Origin of the sequence: Thiothrix unzii (genome assembly GCF_017901175.1) — a bacterium.
Taxonomy (GTDB): Bacteria; Pseudomonadota; Gammaproteobacteria; order Thiotrichales; family Thiotrichaceae; genus Thiothrix; species Thiothrix unzii.
The window spans coordinates 385153-404510 of record NZ_CP072793.1 but is presented as its reverse complement, the minus strand read 5'-3'; the positions used below and the strand labels follow the sequence as shown (position 1 = coordinate 404510).

Genomic DNA, 19358 nt, shown 5'->3' with positions numbered 1-19358 from the left:
GTCACATCCGTTGTTGATCAAACCGCCTCGACAACTGCCAACCGCAACTTGCTCACCGCCGCATTTTCTAGTTGGCGAATCCGTTCCGCAGAAACGTTATATTTCGCAGCCAACTCATGCAGTGTTGCTTTTTCTTCGACTAACCAACGACTGGCTAAAATGTCTTGGCTACGCGCATCCAATCCCTTTAATGCTGTCTGCAAACGCTCGCGGGTAAAACTGTCCCACTCTTCCGCTTCCAACCGCTCCGATGGATCAGCAGATTCCGCTGCCAAATATTGACTGGGTGAAAAACTTGCGGAGTCGTCATCGTCATGATCAGCACTCAAGTCAAACGATACGTCGCTGGCACTCAAACGCTTTTCCATTTCCAACACTTCAGCGGTTGTCACCCCTAAATCGTTAGCCATCGACTGCGCTTCTTCGTGGTTCAACCAGCCCATGCGTTGCTTGCTGCTGCGTAAATTAAAGAACAACTTGCGCTGCGCTTTGGTAGTGGCGATTTTGACAATTTTCCAGTTACGCAGAATAAATTCGTGGATTTCCGCACGAATCCAATGCACCGCGAACGAAATCAGGCGCACATTCATTTCAGGGTCAAAGCGTTTCACCGCCTTCATCAAGCCGACATTACCCTCTTGCACCAAATCGCCCAAAGGCAAGCCGTAGCCGTTGTAACCACGCGCCACTTTCACCACAAAGCGTAAATTGTGCAAAATCAACTGACGTGCAGCTTCCAAATCATCGTGGTATTTGAGGCGTTCCGCCAAACCGCGTTCCTGCTCGACATCAAGCACCGGAATGGCGTGAATCGCATGGATGTAACTTTCCAGATTACCTACCGGGACGGGTAAGGTTTGTCCTCTTAGCATCAATGCGTGGGTCATTAGGGTAGTCTCCTTATTTGCTATGGGCTTATATTAGCACTCTACCTATTGGAGTGCTAATTACCTGTTAAGGTTCCCGTTATTATTAGTGGTTCATGTCCGGTTCTTTTTAGCATATTATTATGCGACAACAGCGCGTAAACCGATAAGCAGACAATAAAAATGAATCGCGAAGAACAAACTCTGATTGAAAAAATCGAAGGCAACCGTTTCCTGACGGCAACCGACCGGCAAATCCTGATCGACCGTTGGAAGGATGCCAACGAACGTCTGCAAGCAACAGAAAGTACCCTGCACCAGTTGGATGAAAAACGCCAAGAGCAAGAGAAGCGGATTAACACCCTAGAAACGGCTTTGATTGAGCGCGATCAGCATTTAGAGCGCAAAGAACACCTGTTGCACCAAAAAGAACAGTTGCTGCAAAACACCCACGACACCCTGCACGAACGCGATCAGCAAATTCAGGCGCGGGATGCCACTATTGCGCACAAAGAAGAAACCGTGCGTGAACGTGATCACTTGATTCGTGAGCTGGAAAAGCGTTCGCGTGAGATTGAGCAATTCATCAATCAAAAAGAAAAGTTCATTTTAGAGCGTGAAGATCAGATCCACATCCGTAACCGCCGTCTCGAAGAAAAAGATAATCACATCGGCAAACGCGACCGTGAAATCGAAACCCGCGACAAACAAATCGGCAAACGCGATGCCAATATTCAGGAACTTAGCCAGCAACTCACTGCCGTCAATCGTTGGCTCAATGATCAACAACAACGCATTTACACCCAAGAACACCTGATCAACGAGCGCAACCGCCAACTCTCCGAACGTGACCGTCAGCTAAAAGCACGGGATCAGGAAGTGCATTACCGCGACCAACGCCTGCGCGATGTTGACCGTTTATTGCAACGCCGTGACGACACCATTTCAGAAAAAGAGCAGCAATTACGCCAGCGTGATTCCTTGCTACGGCGCAAGATTGAGCAAATCAGTTTACGCAACGAACAACTTGCGGAACAAACCCGCTTATTGCACGAAAAAGACCGTTACACGCAAGAACGTGAACAATTACTGTTGGAATCGGTGCAGCAGCTTCAAGAAAAAGAACGGCACTTAATCAATCGCGATCAAGTAATCAGCGAACGCGAACAGCATTTACAACGCCGCGATACCCAAATTGCCGCGCAATTTCAGCAACTGCAAGAGCGTGACAAGGAAATCCAAAACCGCGACCAATTGCTCGTCACCTTGCAGCAACACATTCTGGATCTTGATGGCAGCTTACAAGAACAGCAAAAATATCTGGAAAGCCATAGCATTCAGGTGATAACGCTGCAAAATTTGCTGTTACAAAAAGATCAGCAAATCGCCGAACAAAGCAAATTACTCAGCGACAAGGAACAGCTTTTACAAGCCAAAGACGAACTGTTGCACCAACAAGAACAACATTTGCGCGACAGTAGCGCACAACTCGAAACCCATACGCAGGCATTGCAAGCCAAAGACCGCTACGTGCTGGAGCACTCCCAGCAACTCGAACACCGCACAACCGCATTGCAACAGCGCGAACACACTTTGCAACAACGTGAAGAACAACTCAACGAACGTGAACGTCAACAAGCAGGGCGCGAATCGGTGCTATTGCAGCACGTCGAAACCCTCACCAATCTCACGGAAAAATACCAAGAAGGCAGCAGTGAGACGGAAAATATTGCGCATAAAATCGAGCAGCGCGATAAAGTAATCAACCTCAAAGACACCATTATCGCCCAGCTCAATCAACAATTGCTGCACAAGGAAAAAGCTTTGCAACAACGCGATGCGATGCTGCAAAAACTGGGGCAACAATTGCGCCATTACAGCGCGACGGCTTGAGGCTGATTAGTTAGCCTGAGCCACCCGCGTGGTTTTCATGGCTGCTAACACCGCGCGAAAATCTTTTTCCCACGCTTTCAGTTGCTGCTGCAACGCCGGATCAGCATCCAACAACGGAGCTAATTCCACCGGATTGAGGACGGACATCACCGTGTCTTTACCATCCGCGTAGATTGCCAGCTTAAAAGGAAACAATGGCACAAGATCAGGGTATTGCTTGCTTAACGCGCGAACTTCTTCAAGCCGCCCAAAAAACACAATTTTATAATTGTCTGTTTTGTAGCCCATATCATGCAAACCGCCATCGCATTTTTGAATATGGGCGACACTAAAACCCTGCTGCTTCAAGACATCCTGCACCTGTTCCAAGGTTGCATCAAACCCTTGCGTAGTGCGTGCGCTTAATACCTTTTCTTGCGCCTGTAGCGGACTGTTTAATATGACCAGACTCAGGCCAACGCCTAACCAACGCGCTAATGCTTTCATAAGGTCACCTCATCAATAATCGCCTGATACTTGCCTTCTAAATCTTTAAAGGCAGCGGTCAAACGCGGGTTATCGAACAAAGTAAGCATGGCTTTCACATTGCCTGTTACCAATGTCACCTTACCAGTGTCATCCTCTATCACCGTAATCGTACACGGCAACAGCACCCCGACTTGCGGCTCAATTTGCAACGCTTCGTGTAAGTCACTGAAATTACAAAAACGCACGCTAACCTGCTTGGTATTCACTGACAATTCATCGGTCAAACCTTCTTCCAGATAACGGTCGGGGAATACCCGAAAATTATGCGCATGAATGGTGTTACGTAGCGACTCCAAGGTTTCTTCAAAACCATAAGGCGACTCTTGTACCAAGGTCAATTTCAAACCACTGGGTGTCGCCGTCGCATTGGCTGTCATGCTCAAACACCACACAGTGATGCCCATTACTATTAACTTTTTTAACATTTTCATTGCAATAGCCCATCGACAATAAATATTAGATTTTTCTAATATACTGTCAAGTGATGACAACTTCAAGGCCATTGACACAAATTCATCAAGCATAAATCCGCTAAACTACCAAGGATTGAGAAGCATCAATTACCCCGGATTCAATTGCGGCGGATAATGAGAGCTGTCCACCTTCCCTTTCCATGTTTCTACAAATAGGTATGCCATGAACGAAAAACGACTAACTCACCTGATGTACGCACTGATTGTGGTCGGGTTAGGCACTGCTGCCGTCGGTGTGGGCTTGGTGATTTTCACTGACATTGTGACCGGACATGGTGTGCAAGGTATTGCGATTGTCGCCGCGCTGATTGCTGGCGGGTTATTTTTATCCATTCCCGCAAAGATTTACCTGACGTTTCAACTGATGAAACACAACGATGAGAAGGTGAAACTGATGCGTGAGCGCGGTGAAAGCCGCTAATAAAAAAGGCTACCGAGGTAGCCTTTTTAACGTTATGTCGCGGGTTTAGTGCTTTTGCAGACCCGGTTCATCGGTAGCATCAATTTCAAACGGGTCGTGACGCACCGCTTTATTGTCTAAACGCTTCACGAAACTGCGGTAGATATACCAATCCAAGCTAAACCAACGCCCTGCCCCCATGAAGAACAACGCCAGCAGCAGGATAAAGTACACCAAATACACTTCCGTCAGATTGTTGGTCATATTGGTATAACCGTGGCTCATCACCAATTGCTGCATGGTGGTGAGGAAGCCAGCTTCGCCCATTGCCATCAAACCCAGTAATACCACCACGAACATCAGTGCCAATACAATCCAGCGCACTGCAAAACCCAACACCAACAATACTGCTGCGGCAATTTCAATTGACCCCAGCAAAATCACCAGCGTTTCCGCACCCAAACCCGAAATCACGGTATTGGTAACGGCAGCAACACTTTGCTGGAACGCTTCGGTATTAACCCATGTCAGTGGATTCCACAGCACAAAATCAGTGCTGGAAAATAATCCTAAACGTTGAACACCTGAAATCCAGAACATCGGTGCTAAAAATAAACGGATCGCTAAGGGTGCTAAAAAATCAAAAACGCGCATCCACTCAAGGCTGAAAAAGCCAACAAGAAATTTCATGGAACAGCTCCTTGAAAATTAAAAATACGACCAAAAATCAACATCCACTCGAATTGTAGTTAATCTTGACCGGTAATGTTTGGGTCGTATTGTGGCACAGGAAGCCATCTGAATCCAATCTGAATCAACCTTCAGCGTAACGCACGCACGCTCGCTCGGTTTCCCAAATGGTCAATGCGCACACCCGTACCCGTTCGTCATTCAAACGCTGGCTTAAGGTTTGAAAGAAGTAACGCGCAATGTGTTCCGCCGTGGGGTTGATCGTCTGGAAAGGCGCGAGATCGTTTAAATACTGATGATCTAATTCTTCAGCAATCGCCCGAACTTCACGCTTAATGTCTTTAAAATCAATCGCCATCCCGATGCTATTGAGGGTATTGGCTTCCACTTCGGCTTCCACTTTCCAATTGTGTCCGTGCATCCGGCTGCACGCACCCGGATAGTCACGCAAGGTGTGAGCGGAGGCAAAATCAGCGATAACTTTCAGTGTATACAAGGCCATAAGAGGTACTTCAACGTAAACCGGCGGATGATAGTGAAGCCGCTGAATATACGCAAGATTTCCCACGCTTGCCAGTACTACCGCCCCAAACGCATCAACTTGCCGCCTTGCTTATACGCCAACGCTTCCAGAACAATCCCGTTGGTATTGGCGGTAATCGCTTTATTCGGTTGCCCGTTAGATTCATACACGCCGGAATACCAACCACGTTGCGGATTCGCTAATGTCGCAACTTTTTCCACCAGTTGTTTGGTGTAAGCCGTTTCGTAAAGCATGTGCCAACCGAATGCCGCTTTGGTACTCAAGCTCTTAAATTGGCTGGCATCCGCACCTTTTTCGGAAATCGCATTCCACGCTTTGCCATCGGTAAACACGGTGTTGTAAACGAAGTACGGCGGCTGGTCGATATTGTCTTCAGAAACGGCAGTCAATACACCGGTATTAGCTGCGCGTTTTTCCTGCGCTTTGTAAACGCGCCATGCCAGCTCTTGCGACAAATGATCCCAGCCGAACTCAATACCATCAAGAATATAAGGCTCACTGACCACGTAGTTGTGCGCCCCGTATTGCTGCGGATCACGACTGTCAGTGCCAATCTCCACCCCTTCAATGTTCACAAATTTGAGGAAATCGGTGTAACGCAACGAGTTGGCGACATCTAACCCCATCAAATTAAAGGATTTCGCGGCGTATTCTTCGTAACCCAACCGCCCTTCTTGCAAGTATTCGGTGTCGCCCGCATCGGTCACAACCGCGCCATGCAACACACCGTTAACCAGCATCGGCTTAGTGTCCCAACTGGCTAATACCTGTTTCACCGCTGTGGTGTGTTGCGGGTAATGCCAAGTCAACACATTGAGCGGCACGAGCAACCGCCCAATATCAATTGCCGACCAACCGATACCTTTTTCGCTGGGTTGATTGGTGTAATCGACCATTTGCAGCGACACAGTATTGTACGATTTATTGGGCAGTTTACCTTCAAACAACGGCAGTTTCGCCAATGTATCCAAGGCTTTAAAAATACGCGCATCGAACTCAGTTTGCTCAATAATACCCAAACGTTGTGCAGCAATAACCGCCATCAGGTAAGACGAGGTGTCCCACAACGTTGATGCGGGATAGTTATCAACCGAGTTCACCAACCCCGTGGCGGGAACAGTGTTGTTCTGGAAATATTTCCATGCGGTTTGCGCCCATTGCATTTCCTGCGCAGTCAACGCACGAGTCGGGGCGATGCTGACATCGTTGCTGGGTGCGACTATCGCCTCCGGGGTTGCAGCGTTACCCATGCTAATCCCCTCCAGCCAACCGACCATGCCAAATGCCGTGACCAAACCTGTCAGAAAGATAATGTGGCTGCGGGCGCGAACCAATCCTTGTTTAAAGCTCATGCAATCACCTCGTTATATTGTTGTTCTTCCTCTGGCTTCCAAAATGCAGCGAATACAATTCCGCTCAACGCGAAAATATTATTCAGCCCCCAGAAAATATTGACCAAAACTCCACCCAGCGAATAAGCGTTATTGCCCAGCACAAAATACTGCACCGATGCATACACCAAACCCGCCAACGTCAACACAATCACCGTAAACTGCGGCAACACCAGATGAAAGAAATTACCTTCCTGACGGTCTTTGGGCGTAACCGGAAACTTGATTTTTTCGCCTTTCAACACCGTCCAAATCGCCTGTAAATTCACCGGGAAGAATGATAAATAACTAGCCTTAGAACGGTAGCCAGCGATGCCCCACGTCCCCACCATAAAGGCCAGTTCCATGAAAATCAGGAACGGTAAAATATGCTTGAAAAAGTCGCCCGTATACGCGCTTACCGGTGCAATGCCGCTGAACAAATACACCAACGGAGCCAGCAAAAACACCATATTCCAGATACCGCCAAGGTATGACCAAGCGGTCGCGCCGTACATCAAACGCTGCGCCCAGCTCATGCCTTTGCGCGTCATCGGATTATCGTGCAACACAATGTCGAGCGTGCCACCCGCGTATTTGAAACGTTGCACCGTCCAGCTCAGTAAATCCTGCGGGGAAAGCATTTTCGACTCAACCGCCGGATGCATTACCGATTTCCAGTGACGGTCTTGATCAGCGTGCAACACAATAGAAGTGTAAATGTCTTCGGAAACGTGGAAACGATACGGGGTAAACTCTTCTTCACCCGCTACCTGATGGCGCATTTCCTGCACTAACTCACTGTCCAGTTCGGCATTTCCCATCAGTTTTTGTAATTGTTTTGATTGTTTGCCGACCTGCGCTTCAATGGTATCGGCGTAACATTTAAGCGCGGCTTCCATCACTGCTTCACGGCGGTGAATGGAGCCAGCACCGCAACAAAACGATGCATTGGCCCAATTACGGCGGCGTTGAATCACGTCGTAAAACATTTTCGGCTCATTCACAAACGGGTCTTCGCCGACACGCACTTCACCGATAAGGGCTTCCACACCTTTGCCCAGCCAGCGTCCCGGTGCTTTGAGGTAACGCCCCCAAACTTCCGGCAAACGTTTACCTTCGGGTAAATCAAAAAACCACTGCGGGGTTTGCACCCACGCCACATCCGGGTCACGGAAATAACCGAGGGTATGTTCCAAAATGGTTGGAAACGGGCGCGTATCCGCATCGCAAATCACGATAAAATCACCGTGAGTCTGTTCCATTGCATTGCGTAAATTACCCGCTTTGAAACCGATATTGCTGCTACGGGTCAGATAGCCCACACCTTCTTCGGTGGCGACTTGCTGCATTTCCGGGCGTTTACCATCATCCAGCACGAAAATACTTAACTCAAGCGGATGAGGGTAGGTGACTTTTTTCGCGTCAATGATGCTTAAACGCACCAATTCCACCTCTTCGTTGTAAGTGGGGAAAAACACGTCGACTTTAATGGGGCGATCTTCCGCTTGATCCGGGCGCACCACGTCCTTGAAATTGGCAGGCGGGGGCAGTTGCTCGTAATCTTTCACCTTCCACAAGTTGAAAACGAATAAACCCAAGCCGAAATACGAGGCGGTTTCTGCCACAGCTAACGGGATGGCATACCACAGCGCGTCCGGGTTAAGCGATTGAGTCCACCGCCACCACAAATACCATGCACCGAGAGTCATCGCGATCACCGCGAGAAATTGCCAGATACCTTCCGTCACTGCCGAATAAGGTAGCGGCGGTTCGGGCTGACGCGCTTCAAATTTGTCGAAATAGAATCCCATAACAGTACGCTTATTGTTGTGATTGGATGGTAAAACGGTATTCATTGCGGCTAACGACCTTGCCTTGCGCATCAAGAATCTCAGCCTCAAGGCGATAAGCACCCGCCGCATTCACTGGCACAAGGTAGTCGCGCAACTGGCGGTGCATATCGGGCGTAAGTTCAAACTGCCAGTCTTGAGTATCGCGCTTTTGCTTACCCTGCCATAGCGTGAGCCGATAATGGGCATGAGGAATGCGGGTCAGGCTGTCATTTAACGCCCACACCCCAACGCGCACCGGCTCATTGGCGGCATATTCCACCTTAGTCCACGCCAGACTTGGCAAAATCGGCTGGTAAGCGTGTTGTAAAGCGTAATAACCCGGTTTGGGTTTACGCCAAAAATCGACCACACCCCAATTCATCGAAGGCCAATCTTCCACCAGCATAAACTGAAATAACGCACCAACCGGCTGATAGGCTTGCCGTCGGTACGATTCCGCTGCAAGTTGCGTGAGTTGCACCTGATATTGCTGGGTGTTGGTAATGAATTGTTCCAGCGTTTTTCCTGACGCGACTTTGGCAATTTCCAAAGTCTCTTTACGTTGGAAATTGTGATATTCCCACGGCTTCCAATCAGCCTTGCTGCTGGGTAATTCAGGCTCTTCGCCCAAAATCTTTGCCAGTGCGAAGCGGTCGGGTAATGCTTGCGCCCCGAATTCCGCAATGGTGGATTGCTTGGTGGGTTTGGCGTAATCCAACCAATGCCCAGAATACCAACCCAACCACGGATGCTCTTTAGTAGAAGAAATCGCAGAAATCGGACGGGTGTTATCCAGCGTTTTCGCCGCTTTGTAGAGCTTTGCGTCGAGCAATTTATTTTGCTGCGGATGGTAGTCTTGGTATTTCCACTTCATCCAATCCGCATCCCACGGCGGTTCATTGTGCAATGTCCAGTGGATAATGGATGGGTATTGCCCAAACTGGCGGATCATATCGCCAACCTGCGAAACCGCTTGCTGGTGGAACTCTGGCGTATCCTGATAGCCCCATTGCAGCGGAAAATCCTGCCACACCATTAACCCCATTTCATCGCACAAACGGTAGAAATCCGGCGCGGTGACGTGGGCGTGGACGCGCACCGTATTAATGTGAGCCGCTTGCATCAAAGCAATATCACGCCGGAAATCTTGCGGTGTCATCGCACTCAACCACTGATGAGCGATGTAATTAGTGCCTTTGAGCAAGATACGCTGATGATTAATTTTCCAGATGCCTTGCGCAGAACGCTCGACTTTGCGGAAACCGATAGTGCGCTGGAAGCTGTCTAGCACTGTGCCGTTTTGCACCGCACTAACGCTAAGCGTGTAAAGGTGTTGCTCACCGTAACCCTTGGGTTGCCAGAGTTTGGGGTGAGCGATGGGGATAGTAAGAGTGTCACGGACTGGGCTTGTGCCTTGCCATTGACCCAATGTCCACTGCAACTGCGCATCTGCTGGCAACGCCCCCAGCACATCAAGATCCACGTTAACCCGCCAATGCGTCAAACCTTGAGTCGGTTGCACCAATACTTGTTGCGGCACAAGCTGTACTTGCGGCGATTGCTGTAAGCGCACCTCACCCCAAATCCCGCCAGTATTGCGTTCCTGCCCGCGTTCCGACCAAGCACCACCGGGGCGCGTATCGTGATGCGCAAAAATCCCTTTAATCAGTCGCTTGTGTAACGAAAAATCTTGCGGTTTTTCCAGCGGGCTATTCACCCGCACCAGCAAGGTATTCTGACCCGTTTTAAGGTGCGGCGTTACGTCAAAAGCAAAGCGTTGGAAATAGCCTTCATGCGCGCCAAGCTTCTGCCCGTTTAGCCACACATCCGCGAAGTAATCCACCCCGCCGAAGTGCAACCGAGAAACCATAGCGGGATCAGCAACCGCATTAAATTGCAGCCGATACCAAGCAATCCCATGATGATCGTAACCTTGCGTATACCAGTTAGCGGGAACCTGAATACGTTGCCAACGCGCATCCGCAGCAGGCATAGCCACAGAACCAGATGGCAAAAACGCCCAAGTTCCTGCCAACGAACGGCTATTACCCGACGTTGCTGGCTGAGTAGCTGGCAGGGTACTGCAACCCTGTAAGAGCAGCAGTATTAACAGCACAATCCACAGCCCACGTTGCATATCAGGTCAACTGCTTGCTGACGTGCAAGTGATTGCCCTTGGCATCGCGGCTGTAACGGATCGAATCCGCCAGCAGGTGAATTAACCCCATGCCCCAACCGCCTTCCGGTAAATCATCCGGGTTCGGCATTTCACGGGTTTCGGTATGCAATGCGTCCGGCATCGCGTGACCTTGATCGGAAATGACTAAATGCACTTCCTGCGGGCTGTATTCCACCCGCACCTGCACATCATTGCCATGCTGCATTTGGTAAGCGTGTTCAATTACATTGTTGACGGCTTCCACCATCATCAATTCGAGTTGCCCCAGTTGCTCTTCGGACAGCGACAGCTCTTGCCCAATACCGCGCAATGCCCCGGAAAGTACCCGCACCTGCTCCAAACGGCTGTCGATGGAAAGCCGGATATTGTATTCACGGTAGGTGGCCTCCATTACGCCACCTCCAGCTCAGGTAAGGTTTCACGCGCATTCAATTCGTGGAAACTGAGCATATTGCTAAACAGCAACATGTCGTGAATATCACCGGGATTCAGCGCACGACGCATATCATCAACCAGCCAGCGGATTTGAGTTTCACCCAGATTCAACACACTGCCATCCGGGGAAATGCAGTCACCACCAAACACCAATTTGTTATCGAGCACGGCAATACCGCCCACGCGGGTGTAATCGCTAATCAGGCATTGGCTGATTTCCGCACCGGATTCAATCACGCAGTTTGCACCAATCATGCACGGCCCGACGATTTCTGCACCTGCTTCAATTTTGGTGCTGCTGCCGATATAAACTGGCGGGATAATTTTCACCTTTTCCCAGTTGATGCTGGTATTAATGCCCGTCCACACGCCGGGGCGCACTTCCTTACCAGGCATCGGGAAACCTTTGATCTGACCTTGTAATGCCATACGCGTCGCTGCCCATACATCAGGTACAGAGCCAATATCGACCCACTGAAAATCCATCGGCAAACCGTAGAATTCCTCACCCGCCGCGACTAGTGCAGGGAACAATTGACTGCCAATGTCGTATTCCACGCCGGAAGGAATGTAGCGGAAAATCTCCGGCTCAAACAGGTAAATACCCGTATTGATGGTGTTGGAAACTGCCTCTTCCTGCTTGGGCTTTTCCTGAAACTGCACAATACGTTCACGTGCATCCAATTTTACCACGCCGTATTTATGTACTTCCTCATGCGGCACTTCCTGCAAGATTACTGTGGCAATCCCGCCCTTTTCTTTATGCCAGCGCAGCGCGGCACTGATGTCGAGGTCGATCCACGCATCACCGCACAACACGATAAAGGTTTCATCGAAAAAGCCGGAAAAATCCTGAATCCGTTTCATCCCACCCGCCGAACCGAGGGCTTTACCTTCGAGTCCGGCATGAGTCATGTGACCTTCGTAGGAATACGCCATGTGCACCCCATGCTGGCTGCCATCCCGAAAATAGTTTTCGATCACCGGAGCTAAATGGCTGGTATTCACCACCACTTCATGCACATCGTGGGCACGTAGCAGGTCGATAATCGACTCCATCACCGGCTTACGCAAAATGGGAATCATCGGTTTTGGCATTTCGTTGGTGATAGGGCGTACCCGTGTCCCCTTACCTGCCGCCAGAATCATCGCTTTCATCGCCCCCTCCCCTCGCATCTATCGACGCTTATTCAATTATTATTAGGCTGGAATAGCTTCCATCGCCGCATCGACAGTCGCAGCCATGCGGAACACCCGCTCCATGCGGGTTAATTTGAATAATTCCGCGACAATGCCCGTCGCGCCAACGATAATCAGGTCGCCTTTATTACCTACCATTTTCAGCAAACTGACCAGTGCGCCAAGGCTGCTACTGTCCATGAAAGTCACGTCAGTGATGTCGAGTACAATACGGGTTTTGCCTTCGGTGAGTAATTGAGCAATGTGGATTTTGAGTGCTGGCGCAATGGCGGCATCCATGCGGGTTTCCAGAATGGTGGCAATGATGAAATCACCTTCGGTACGGGTTGCAAATTGCATTGTTATTATCCTCGTTGTTGGGAAAGCTATTAGCACTTATCATTTTAATTAATAGGGACATTGTACACACGCCACCCGACTCACGGCAATATCAAGATTGGCATTCCGATTGCTTTGATAAAACTTTCTTATGCACATGAGCTTGGGTAGAATGTTGAGCCATACTCATCAGAACAATAATCGCGCAGAGATCATCACCATGCTTACGTATCAAACACCTGTTGAATTATTTGTGGAAACCAGCGGAAGCTGCGACGGTTTGTTTCAACTGTTGGATCAAGCACTTGCCACAGGAGCACGCAGCCTGTTAGTGCTGGCAGCCGATGCTAACGGGTTTACCCCGGAACAACTCGACGCACGCTTACACGCCCTGCCCGTTCCAGTGTTTGGTGGCATTTTCCCGGAGATTATTGCTAACGGGCAAACCTTGCGCCAAGGCAGTTTAGTGTGCGCATTGCCCGGGACGGCGCAAGTGCATGTGGTTGAACATTTATCCAACCCTGACAGCGATTACTTTGCAGCGACGGAAGCACTCGCAACACACATAGCACCCGGTTCCACCCTCGTCACCTTGGTGGATGGTTTGAGCAAGCGCATTGCCGCACTACTCGAAAGCCTTTACGAAGTTTTTGGCAGTCATTGCCACTACATTGGCGGTGGCGCGGGTTCGCTGAGTTTCGTGCAAAAACCTTGCATCATTAGCAATCAAGGGTTGCTGATGGATTGCGCTCAAATTACCGCCCTACCCTTACAGGTTAGCATTGGCATTGAACACGGCTGGCATAAGTTTGCGGGGCCGTTTTTCGTTACGGGCGCGTACAACAACACGATTACTACGCTCGATTACCAGCCTGCTTTCGCGGTTTACCGTCAGGTGGTGGAAGCTGACAGTGGTAAATCGTTTGATACCGACAATTTTTTCGAGTTGGCGAAAGCCTACCCGTTTGGCTTGGAACGCCTCACCGGTGATGTGGTGGTGCGTGACCCCTTGTTCAATGAAGGTGATAAATTGGTATGCGTGGGGGAAGTCCCCGCTAATCACATTATTTACATCCTCAAGGGCAATACTGAAAACCTGCTGAGTGCGTCGCGCCAATGCGCTGCCAAACTGCACCTTCCTGATGCACCGCCGGTATTGGGTTTGTTGTTTGACTGCATTAGCCGCACCCTGTTTTTGCAAGACCGCTTCCATGAAGAAGTCGACAATATTCGTAACGCCTTACCGCCCGGTGTTCCGCTGGCAGGCTGCTTATCGTTGGGGGAAATTGCCGACGCGGGTAACACCTGTCTGGAGTTTTTCAACAAAACCATCGTGCTGGGCGTGCTGACACAAGCGGAGAACAAGGCATGAATTCAACCTTGGAATTGGTGTCGGTTCAGTACGCCCTCGCCTTACTGATTGGGCAAGATTTGGATTTGCGCAGTATGTTACGCAAATTCCTGCCGCCCGCACTGAAATTGCTGAACTGCCGCAGCGGTTACATTTGGTTGCACAACGGTATTACCCCGTCGGAAAATCATACTGCCCCCGCCCCCACCTACAGTTACCCCGCAGTACGCGGCTCGATTGAGCAAGATAGCCCACTGCTGGCAACCCGCATCCAGCAGATCGCCAGCCAACAATGGCGCGTCAAAAGACCGGGGGAAATCCTGACATTGGACGCAAACCACTACCACTTCATGCCGCTGGGGGATAATGGTTTACTGGTCTTGGTGCGTGACCCACCGCTGCCGGAAACTTACTTACTCGCACTAGGCTTGGTGTTAAAACGCTTGGAAACCGCGTGTCTGGCCTGTCAACAACACGCTTTTCTGGAAGAAGCCCGCGCCGAAGCCCTCAAAGCCAAAGCCCACGCCGAACAAGCCAGCAAAGCCAAAAGCGAATTTCTGGCAATGATCAGCCACGAAATCCGCACCCCGATGAATGGCATTATTGGCCTCACCGATTTAATGCTGTACAGCGAAGTTTCAGAAACGCAGCGCGAATACTTGGGGATGATTAAATCATCATCCAATGCCTTGCTCGACATTATCAATGAAATCCTCGACTTCTCACGTATTGAAGCCGGAAGCTTTGACCTGATTAACGCCCCCTTCGCGCTGCGCCCGCTATTGCAGGACACCTTTACCCCGTTACGGATGCAGGCACTGGAAAAGCAACTCGATTTCCATTGGGAAGTCGCCGCCGACGTGCCGGATTTAATCGCTGGCGATAGCGGACGTTTACGTCAAGTGATGATTAATTTGGTGGGTAATGCGATTAAATTCACCGAACGTGGCGCGATACGCATCACAATTAGCGAGCAAAGCGGTGCGCCCAACGACAAAGTCCGGCTATTGTTTGCGGTACACGATACCGGCATTGGTATTTCCCCGGAAAGGCAGGCCAGCATCTTCCAGCCGTTTCAACAAGCGGATAACTCCATCACCCGGCGTTATGGCGGCACGGGTTTGGGCTTAACCATTTCCGCGCAATTGATTGGAATGATGGGCGGGCATTTACAGGTGGAAAGCGACGCAGGACAAGGCAGCATTTTCCACTTTGACCTATTGTTAGAAGTCGCCGCGCAAGCCGTACAACCACAACCTGTCACCACCAGCACACTAGCGTTAAGCACACGCCCGTTACACGTATTACTGGCGGAAGATAATCCGGTAAATCGGATGTTGGCGGTGCGTTTATTAAACAAAGCAGGTCATCAAGTCACTGTCGCAGAAAACGGTCGTGAAGCCCTGCAAGCGTGGGAAATCAACCCGCCGGACGTAATTTTAATGGATGTGCAAATGCCAGAAATGGATGGCTTAGAAGCCACACGCCTGATCCGCACCGCAGAACAACACCAGCAATTAGCACGCACCCCAATTATCGCCTTGACCGCAAATGCCATGCACAGCGACAAAATGCATTGCCTGCAAACCGGAATGGACGACTTCCTGAGCAAGCCGTTTAAGGTACAGGCATTGCTAGAGGTGCTACAACGCGCCTGTCCTGTCAGTGCAGCTCCATAATCAGCAAAGAAATATCATCAGGGCGCGTTTGCACCGCCTGATCCAACCCTAGCTGTACCCGCAACGGCTCAATCAATGTATTCACCGGCTGCCCGATGGAGGCTTGCAAGGCTTGCAACAATCCTGTTTCGGTTAACAATTCATCGTGCGCTGTCGGCAATTCCAGTAACCCGTCGGAATACAACACAAACCGGCTACCACTCGGAAACGGCACGCTAATGGTTTCGTATTCCACCTCCGGCAATAAACCTATCGGAAACCCAGTACACTCGACCTGTACCAATCCGCTGGTTCCCGGCGTGTATAAAAATGGCTGCGGATGCCCTGCTTGCACAAAATGTAACCGCTCTTGCTGGGTATCGACCACACCCATGATCATGGTTAAATAGTGATCCCCGGTATCCAGCTTTTCGTGTAAATGCTGATTCAAGCGGGCTGCCAAACGCGATGGCACGTTTGCAATCGCCTCCGCATTTAACTCGGTCAAACAATGCAATTCACTGGTTGCACTCAGCAAGGTTTGTAAACACATCGACAGCAACGCCGATGCGATACCATGCCCGGAAACATCAATCGAATAAAAAAAGAACAAATCATCATTTAACGGAAAATAGTTAAAAGTATCGCCGCCAATGTATTGCGCAGGCTGGAAAAACCAATCGACGCTTACCCGCCCAAAGTTTTTCTGACTCGGCAATACCCCCGTCTGCAACACTGCGGCGCGTTCCAAATCACTTTGAATCAAGCGTTGCGCAGCGGATAAGGAGTGATTAACACTTTCCAAATGACGGTTTTTATCTTCCAGACGGTGTTCCAGATCCAGCACACGCTGGGCTGCACGCAGGCGTACTTCCAGCTCTTCACGCACAATCGGCTTGGTGGCGAAATCATCCGCACCCGCTTCCATACCTTGGATCAGATTTTGCTTGCCTGACATACCCGTGAGCAAAATAATGTACACGTAATGCGGTAAGCTCGCCGCGCGAATAGTGCGGCATAAGGTGGGGCCGTCCATAAACGGCATTACCCAATCGCTAATCACCAGTTGAAAATGCTGTTGTTGGATCAGCTCCCACGCGGCTTCACCGTGATCCGCGAGTACCACATGATGTCCCATCAGGGTCAAGATGCGGCGCAGAATCAACTGCATATCTCTGGCATCATCTACCACTAGGATATTCATCTTCGATATGTCTTTTTTATGATTTGAATGAAATAAGTTATTAGGTGTATCCTAGCACCAATCAAAACTCAAAATACACAACTATAAGCCTATGGGTAATGGAATGATGACAATAACGACAGCCCACACCATTGATGCGGATACTTACCACGAACTGCAAGAAATCATGGCAGACGAATTTACCGAACTGCTGGACGTTTTCCACCAGGATGTGGTTGCCGCCATCGACGCTTTACAGCAAAGCATTACCCAAGGTGATAGCCAACAAGTCGGCATTATTTGCCACAAACTCAAGTCCAGCAGCCGCCTGATTGGTGCATTCGGCATGGCAGAGCTGGCACGCTTGCTGGAAGAATACAAAGACGATCAAGATCAAATCCGCGCTATGCAACACTGGCAACAGCTCAACACCACTTACGCCGAAGTTTGTGTGTGGCTGAATGCCCACGCGCCAATCGTTACCGCCCTATCCGCATAACAACAGTAAACAGGGGAATACCCAATGAAAGGTCTGGTTTTTACCGAATTTCTCGACATGGTTGAGCAAAAATTTTCTGCCGCAATGGTGGACGATATTATTGACGATGCCAACCTGCCATCCGGTGGCGCGTATACCGCCGTAGGCACTTACCCGCATTCTGAAATGCTGGCGTTGGTGCAATGCCTATCCAAAGAAACCCGCTTACCGATTCCGGCTTTAGTGAAAATTTTTGGACAACATTTGTTCGGGCGTTTTGTGGAACTGTATCCGGCGTTTTTCCACAATACCCGCACCGCTTTCGATTTTCTGGATTCGATTGAAAATTACGTGCACATCGAAGTGCGCAAACTTTACCCCGATGCGGAATTACCCAGCTTTGAAACTACCCGCAGCGATAACGATCAGCAATTGGTGATGGTGTACCGTTCCCAGCATCCGTTTTCCTCACTCGCCGAAGGTTTGATCGAAGGCTGTCTCTACCATTACCAAGAACCTGCAAAAATCGACATCCGCGATTGTTCGCAAGGCCGGGGCACGCATGTTGAATTCCATATCCAACGCATTGCAGCCTGAAACCATGAGTGCGGAACTGGTCGCACGGCTGGAAAAACGCTTAGAACGCGAACGTAATGCGCGTAAACAAGCGGAGCAATTGCTGGAATCGAAAAGCTTGGAACTGTATCAAGCTAATCAGGAATTACGCGCTGTCGCCGATTCGCTGGAGCAAACCGTGACGGAACGCACCCGCGAATTGGTCGAAGCGCGTGATCAGGCAATGGCTGCTAACCGGGCGAAAAGTGCGTTTCTCGCCGCCATGAGTCACGAAATCCGCACCCCGATGAATGGCATTATCGGTATGACCACCCTATTGCAGCACACCACGCTGGAGTCGGAACAACGCTTGCAGGTTGATACTATTTTGCAATCGGCGCAGTCATTACTGGGCATTATCAACGACATTCTCGACATTTCCCGCTTAGAAGCAGGCAAGCTGGAACTGCTGGATGAAGGCTTCCTGATTTGCGATATTTTACCCAATATCATTGCCACGATGCGTACCATTGCCGTGCAAAAGCAGTTAACGCTGGAGGTCTGCATTGCGGAAGATTTGCCAACACGCTTACACGGCGATTCGCTGCGTTTGCGTCAGGTGTTACTGAATTTAGTGGGTAATGCGATTAAATTTACCGAACGCGGCGGCGTGCAAGTGCGTATTAGCCATCCCGGCGGAGAAACCTTACGCTTTGAAGTGCAAGATTCTGGCGTAGGCATTCCCCCCGAAAAACAGCGCAAACTGTTTCACGCTTTCAGCCAAATCAGCCGTTACGATCAGCACAAACAAAGCGGTACGGGTTTGGGGCTGGCGATTAGCCGTAAACTGGTGAACTTAATGGGCGGCACGATTGGGATCGAAAGTACCTTGGGCGCGGGCAGTACCTTCTGGTTTGAAATCCCGATTGTGGATTTAACCGCCGTGCCACCCGGTGCAGTCACACCGATTACCGACAGCACGCCACCTCGCGCCGCTGTTACCAGCAATAAAGATCAGCAACTCGCCCGCATTTTGGTAGTGGAAGACCACAAGGTTAACCAAATGGTAGCGCGGGGAATGCTCACTAAACTGGGTTATCACATCACGCTGGCGGAAGACGGCTATCAAGCCCTTGATTACCTGCATACCGAAAGCTTCGCGCTGGTGTTAATGGATATTCAAATGCCCGGTATCAGCGGCGTAGAAACTACCCGCCGTATCCGCGCTGAATTTCCGCAACTCGCTGCGATGCCGATCATCGCCTTGACCGCCAACGCCATGAAAGGCGATGAACTGGAATACCTCGCAGCGGGCATGAACGACTGCCTCACCAAACCCATCCAAATGGACGTATTGGCAACCACTTTGCGGGCATGGTGTCCCGCCATAACCTAAAGCCGA

General features: G+C 50.1%; 19 protein-coding genes. 7 read left to right on the top strand and 12 right to left on the bottom strand.

Translation table 11 applies throughout. The annotated features are described in order from the left end of the window. Positions 1-17: 17 nt before the first annotated feature. Complete coding sequence (gene rpoH, locus J9260_RS02300) at positions 18-887, bottom strand: RNA polymerase sigma factor RpoH (protein ID WP_210219448.1); 870 nt, start codon at positions 885-887, stop codon at positions 18-20. Between the two features lie 162 nt (positions 888-1049). On the opposite strand from rpoH, the gene J9260_RS02295 reads away from it, so the two are divergent. Further along, entirely contained in the window at positions 1050-2759 is a 1710-nt protein-coding gene (locus tag J9260_RS02295; protein WP_210219447.1) for a coiled-coil domain-containing protein, read from the top strand. 6 nt (positions 2760-2765) lie between these two features. Here J9260_RS02295 and J9260_RS02290 read toward each other — a convergent pair whose 3' ends face one another. Together J9260_RS02290 and J9260_RS02285 are read right to left on the bottom strand one after the other, a co-directional pair. Then, positions 2766-3245 carry a DUF302 domain-containing protein gene (locus J9260_RS02290; protein WP_210219446.1) on the bottom strand — a complete coding sequence of 160 codons (480 nt, stop codon included), beginning with the start codon at positions 3243-3245 and terminating at the stop codon, positions 2766-2768. Beyond that, on the bottom strand, positions 3242-3664 hold the full coding sequence (locus J9260_RS02285; RefSeq protein ID WP_210219445.1) for a DUF302 domain-containing protein: 423 nt from the start codon (positions 3662-3664) through the stop codon (positions 3242-3244). Before J9260_RS02285 ends, J9260_RS02290 begins: the two co-directional genes overlap by 4 nt. 259 nt (positions 3665-3923) lie before the next feature. Between J9260_RS02285 and J9260_RS02280 the strand changes: the two genes are divergently transcribed. Further along, a complete protein-coding gene (locus J9260_RS02280; protein ID WP_210219444.1) occupies positions 3924-4181 on the top strand; it encodes a hypothetical protein in 258 nt (85 codons plus the stop codon). 45 nt (positions 4182-4226) lie between these two features. Here the strand turns inward: J9260_RS02280 and J9260_RS02275 are convergent, their stop codons facing one another. From J9260_RS02275 to J9260_RS02240, 8 genes are all read right to left on the bottom strand, one after another. Beyond that, positions 4227-4850, bottom strand: a complete 624-nt coding sequence (locus J9260_RS02275; protein WP_210219443.1) for a DoxX family protein — start codon at positions 4848-4850, stop codon at positions 4227-4229. 124 nt (positions 4851-4974) lie between these two features. Continuing rightward, complete coding sequence (gene queD / locus J9260_RS02270; RefSeq protein ID WP_210219442.1) at positions 4975-5352, bottom strand: 6-carboxytetrahydropterin synthase QueD; 378 nt, start codon at positions 5350-5352, stop codon at positions 4975-4977. A 77-nt stretch (positions 5353-5429) separates the two neighbouring features. After that, on the bottom strand, positions 5430-6746 hold the full coding sequence (locus J9260_RS02265; protein ID WP_210219441.1) for a DUF3131 domain-containing protein: 1317 nt from the start codon (positions 6744-6746) through the stop codon (positions 5430-5432). After that, positions 6743-8623, bottom strand: a complete 1881-nt coding sequence (locus J9260_RS02260) for a glycosyltransferase (RefSeq protein WP_246499595.1) — start codon at positions 8621-8623, stop codon at positions 6743-6745. The genes J9260_RS02265 and J9260_RS02260 overlap by 4 nt, the downstream gene beginning before the upstream one ends. Then, positions 8589-10736, bottom strand: a complete 2148-nt coding sequence (locus J9260_RS02255; protein WP_210219440.1) for a glycoside hydrolase family 2 protein — start codon at positions 10734-10736, stop codon at positions 8589-8591. The genes J9260_RS02260 and J9260_RS02255 overlap by 35 nt, the downstream gene beginning before the upstream one ends. Before the next feature lies 1 nt (position 10737). Then, on the bottom strand, positions 10738-11169 hold the full coding sequence (locus J9260_RS02250; RefSeq protein WP_210219439.1) for an ATP-binding protein: 432 nt from the start codon (positions 11167-11169) through the stop codon (positions 10738-10740). Further along, positions 11169-12371 (bottom strand): nucleotidyltransferase family protein, encoded by a 1203-nt coding sequence (locus J9260_RS02245; RefSeq protein WP_210219438.1) that lies wholly within the window; start codon positions 12369-12371, stop codon positions 11169-11171. Before J9260_RS02245 ends, J9260_RS02250 begins: the two co-directional genes overlap by 1 nt. Before the next feature lie 42 nt (positions 12372-12413). Further along, positions 12414-12752, bottom strand: coding sequence for an STAS domain-containing protein (locus J9260_RS02240; RefSeq protein ID WP_210219437.1), 339 nt, complete (start codon positions 12750-12752; stop codon positions 12414-12416). Between the two features lie 199 nt (positions 12753-12951). Here J9260_RS02240 and J9260_RS02235 point away from each other — a divergent pair, with 199 nt between their 5' ends. Both J9260_RS02235 and J9260_RS02230 read left to right on the top strand, forming a co-directional pair. Next, complete coding sequence (locus tag J9260_RS02235) at positions 12952-14103, top strand: FIST signal transduction protein (RefSeq protein WP_210219436.1); 1152 nt, start codon at positions 12952-12954, stop codon at positions 14101-14103. Beyond that, positions 14100-15761, top strand: a complete 1662-nt coding sequence (locus tag J9260_RS02230) for a response regulator (protein WP_210219435.1) — start codon at positions 14100-14102, stop codon at positions 15759-15761. The genes J9260_RS02235 and J9260_RS02230 overlap by 4 nt, the downstream gene beginning before the upstream one ends. Here the strand turns inward: J9260_RS02230 and J9260_RS02225 are convergent. Then, a complete protein-coding gene (locus tag J9260_RS02225) occupies positions 15745-16944 on the bottom strand; it encodes a PP2C family protein-serine/threonine phosphatase (protein WP_210219434.1) in 1200 nt (399 codons plus the stop codon). The genes J9260_RS02230 and J9260_RS02225 overlap by 17 nt on opposite strands. Positions 16945-17050: 106 nt before the next feature. Here J9260_RS02225 and J9260_RS02220 point away from each other — a divergent pair, with 106 nt between their 5' ends. The 3 genes from J9260_RS02220 to J9260_RS02210 are packed head-to-tail and all read left to right on the top strand — an operon-like array spanning position 17051 to position 19352. Next, positions 17051-17422: an Hpt domain-containing protein gene (locus J9260_RS02220; RefSeq protein ID WP_210219433.1), complete on the top strand. Its 372-nt coding sequence runs from the start codon at positions 17051-17053 to the stop codon at positions 17420-17422. Positions 17423-17446: 24 nt separating this feature from the next. After that, positions 17447-17998: a heme NO-binding domain-containing protein gene (locus J9260_RS02215; protein ID WP_210219432.1), complete on the top strand. Its 552-nt coding sequence runs from the start codon at positions 17447-17449 to the stop codon at positions 17996-17998. Beyond that, complete coding sequence (locus tag J9260_RS02210; RefSeq protein ID WP_210219431.1) at positions 17964-19352, top strand: ATP-binding protein; 1389 nt, start codon at positions 17964-17966, stop codon at positions 19350-19352. Before J9260_RS02215 ends, J9260_RS02210 begins: the two co-directional genes overlap by 35 nt. Positions 19353-19358 lie beyond the last annotated feature (6 nt).

Bases quoted from the DNA above. Each gene is read 5' to 3' on its own strand.
- rpoH (WP_210219448.1), bottom strand. From the start codon at position 887: ATGACCCACGCATTGATGCTAAGAGGACAAACCTTACCCGTCCCGGTA.
- J9260_RS02295 (WP_210219447.1), top strand. From the start codon at position 1,050: ATGAATCGCGAAGAACAAACTCTGATTGAAAAAATCGAAGGCAACCGT.
- J9260_RS02290 (WP_210219446.1), bottom strand. From the start codon at position 3,245: ATGAAAGCATTAGCGCGTTGGTTAGGCGTTGGCCTGAGTCTGGTCATA.
- J9260_RS02285 (WP_210219445.1), bottom strand. From the start codon at position 3,664: ATGACAGCCAATGCGACGGCGACACCCAGTGGTTTGAAATTGACCTTG.
- J9260_RS02280 (WP_210219444.1), top strand. From the start codon at position 3,924: ATGAACGAAAAACGACTAACTCACCTGATGTACGCACTGATTGTGGTC.
- J9260_RS02275 (WP_210219443.1), bottom strand. From the start codon at position 4,850: ATGAAATTTCTTGTTGGCTTTTTCAGCCTTGAGTGGATGCGCGTTTTT.
- queD (WP_210219442.1), bottom strand. From the start codon at position 5,352: ATGGCCTTGTATACACTGAAAGTTATCGCTGATTTTGCCTCCGCTCAC.
- J9260_RS02265 (WP_210219441.1), bottom strand. From the start codon at position 6,746: ATGAGCTTTAAACAAGGATTGGTTCGCGCCCGCAGCCACATTATCTTT.
- J9260_RS02260 (WP_246499595.1), bottom strand. From the start codon at position 8,623: ATGAATACCGTTTTACCATCCAATCACAACAATAAGCGTACTGTTATG.
- J9260_RS02255 (WP_210219440.1), bottom strand. From the start codon at position 10,736: ATGCAACGTGGGCTGTGGATTGTGCTGTTAATACTGCTGCTCTTACAG.
- J9260_RS02250 (WP_210219439.1), bottom strand. From the start codon at position 11,169: ATGGAGGCCACCTACCGTGAATACAATATCCGGCTTTCCATCGACAGC.
- J9260_RS02245 (WP_210219438.1), bottom strand. From the start codon at position 12,371: ATGAAAGCGATGATTCTGGCGGCAGGTAAGGGGACACGGGTACGCCCT.
- J9260_RS02240 (WP_210219437.1), bottom strand. From the start codon at position 12,752: ATGCAATTTGCAACCCGTACCGAAGGTGATTTCATCATTGCCACCATT.
- J9260_RS02235 (WP_210219436.1), top strand. From the start codon at position 12,952: ATGCTTACGTATCAAACACCTGTTGAATTATTTGTGGAAACCAGCGGA.
- J9260_RS02230 (WP_210219435.1), top strand. From the start codon at position 14,100: ATGAATTCAACCTTGGAATTGGTGTCGGTTCAGTACGCCCTCGCCTTA.
- J9260_RS02225 (WP_210219434.1), bottom strand. From the start codon at position 16,944: ATGAATATCCTAGTGGTAGATGATGCCAGAGATATGCAGTTGATTCTG.
- J9260_RS02220 (WP_210219433.1), top strand. From the start codon at position 17,051: ATGACAATAACGACAGCCCACACCATTGATGCGGATACTTACCACGAA.
- J9260_RS02215 (WP_210219432.1), top strand. From the start codon at position 17,447: ATGAAAGGTCTGGTTTTTACCGAATTTCTCGACATGGTTGAGCAAAAA.
- J9260_RS02210 (WP_210219431.1), top strand. From the start codon at position 17,964: ATGTTGAATTCCATATCCAACGCATTGCAGCCTGAAACCATGAGTGCG.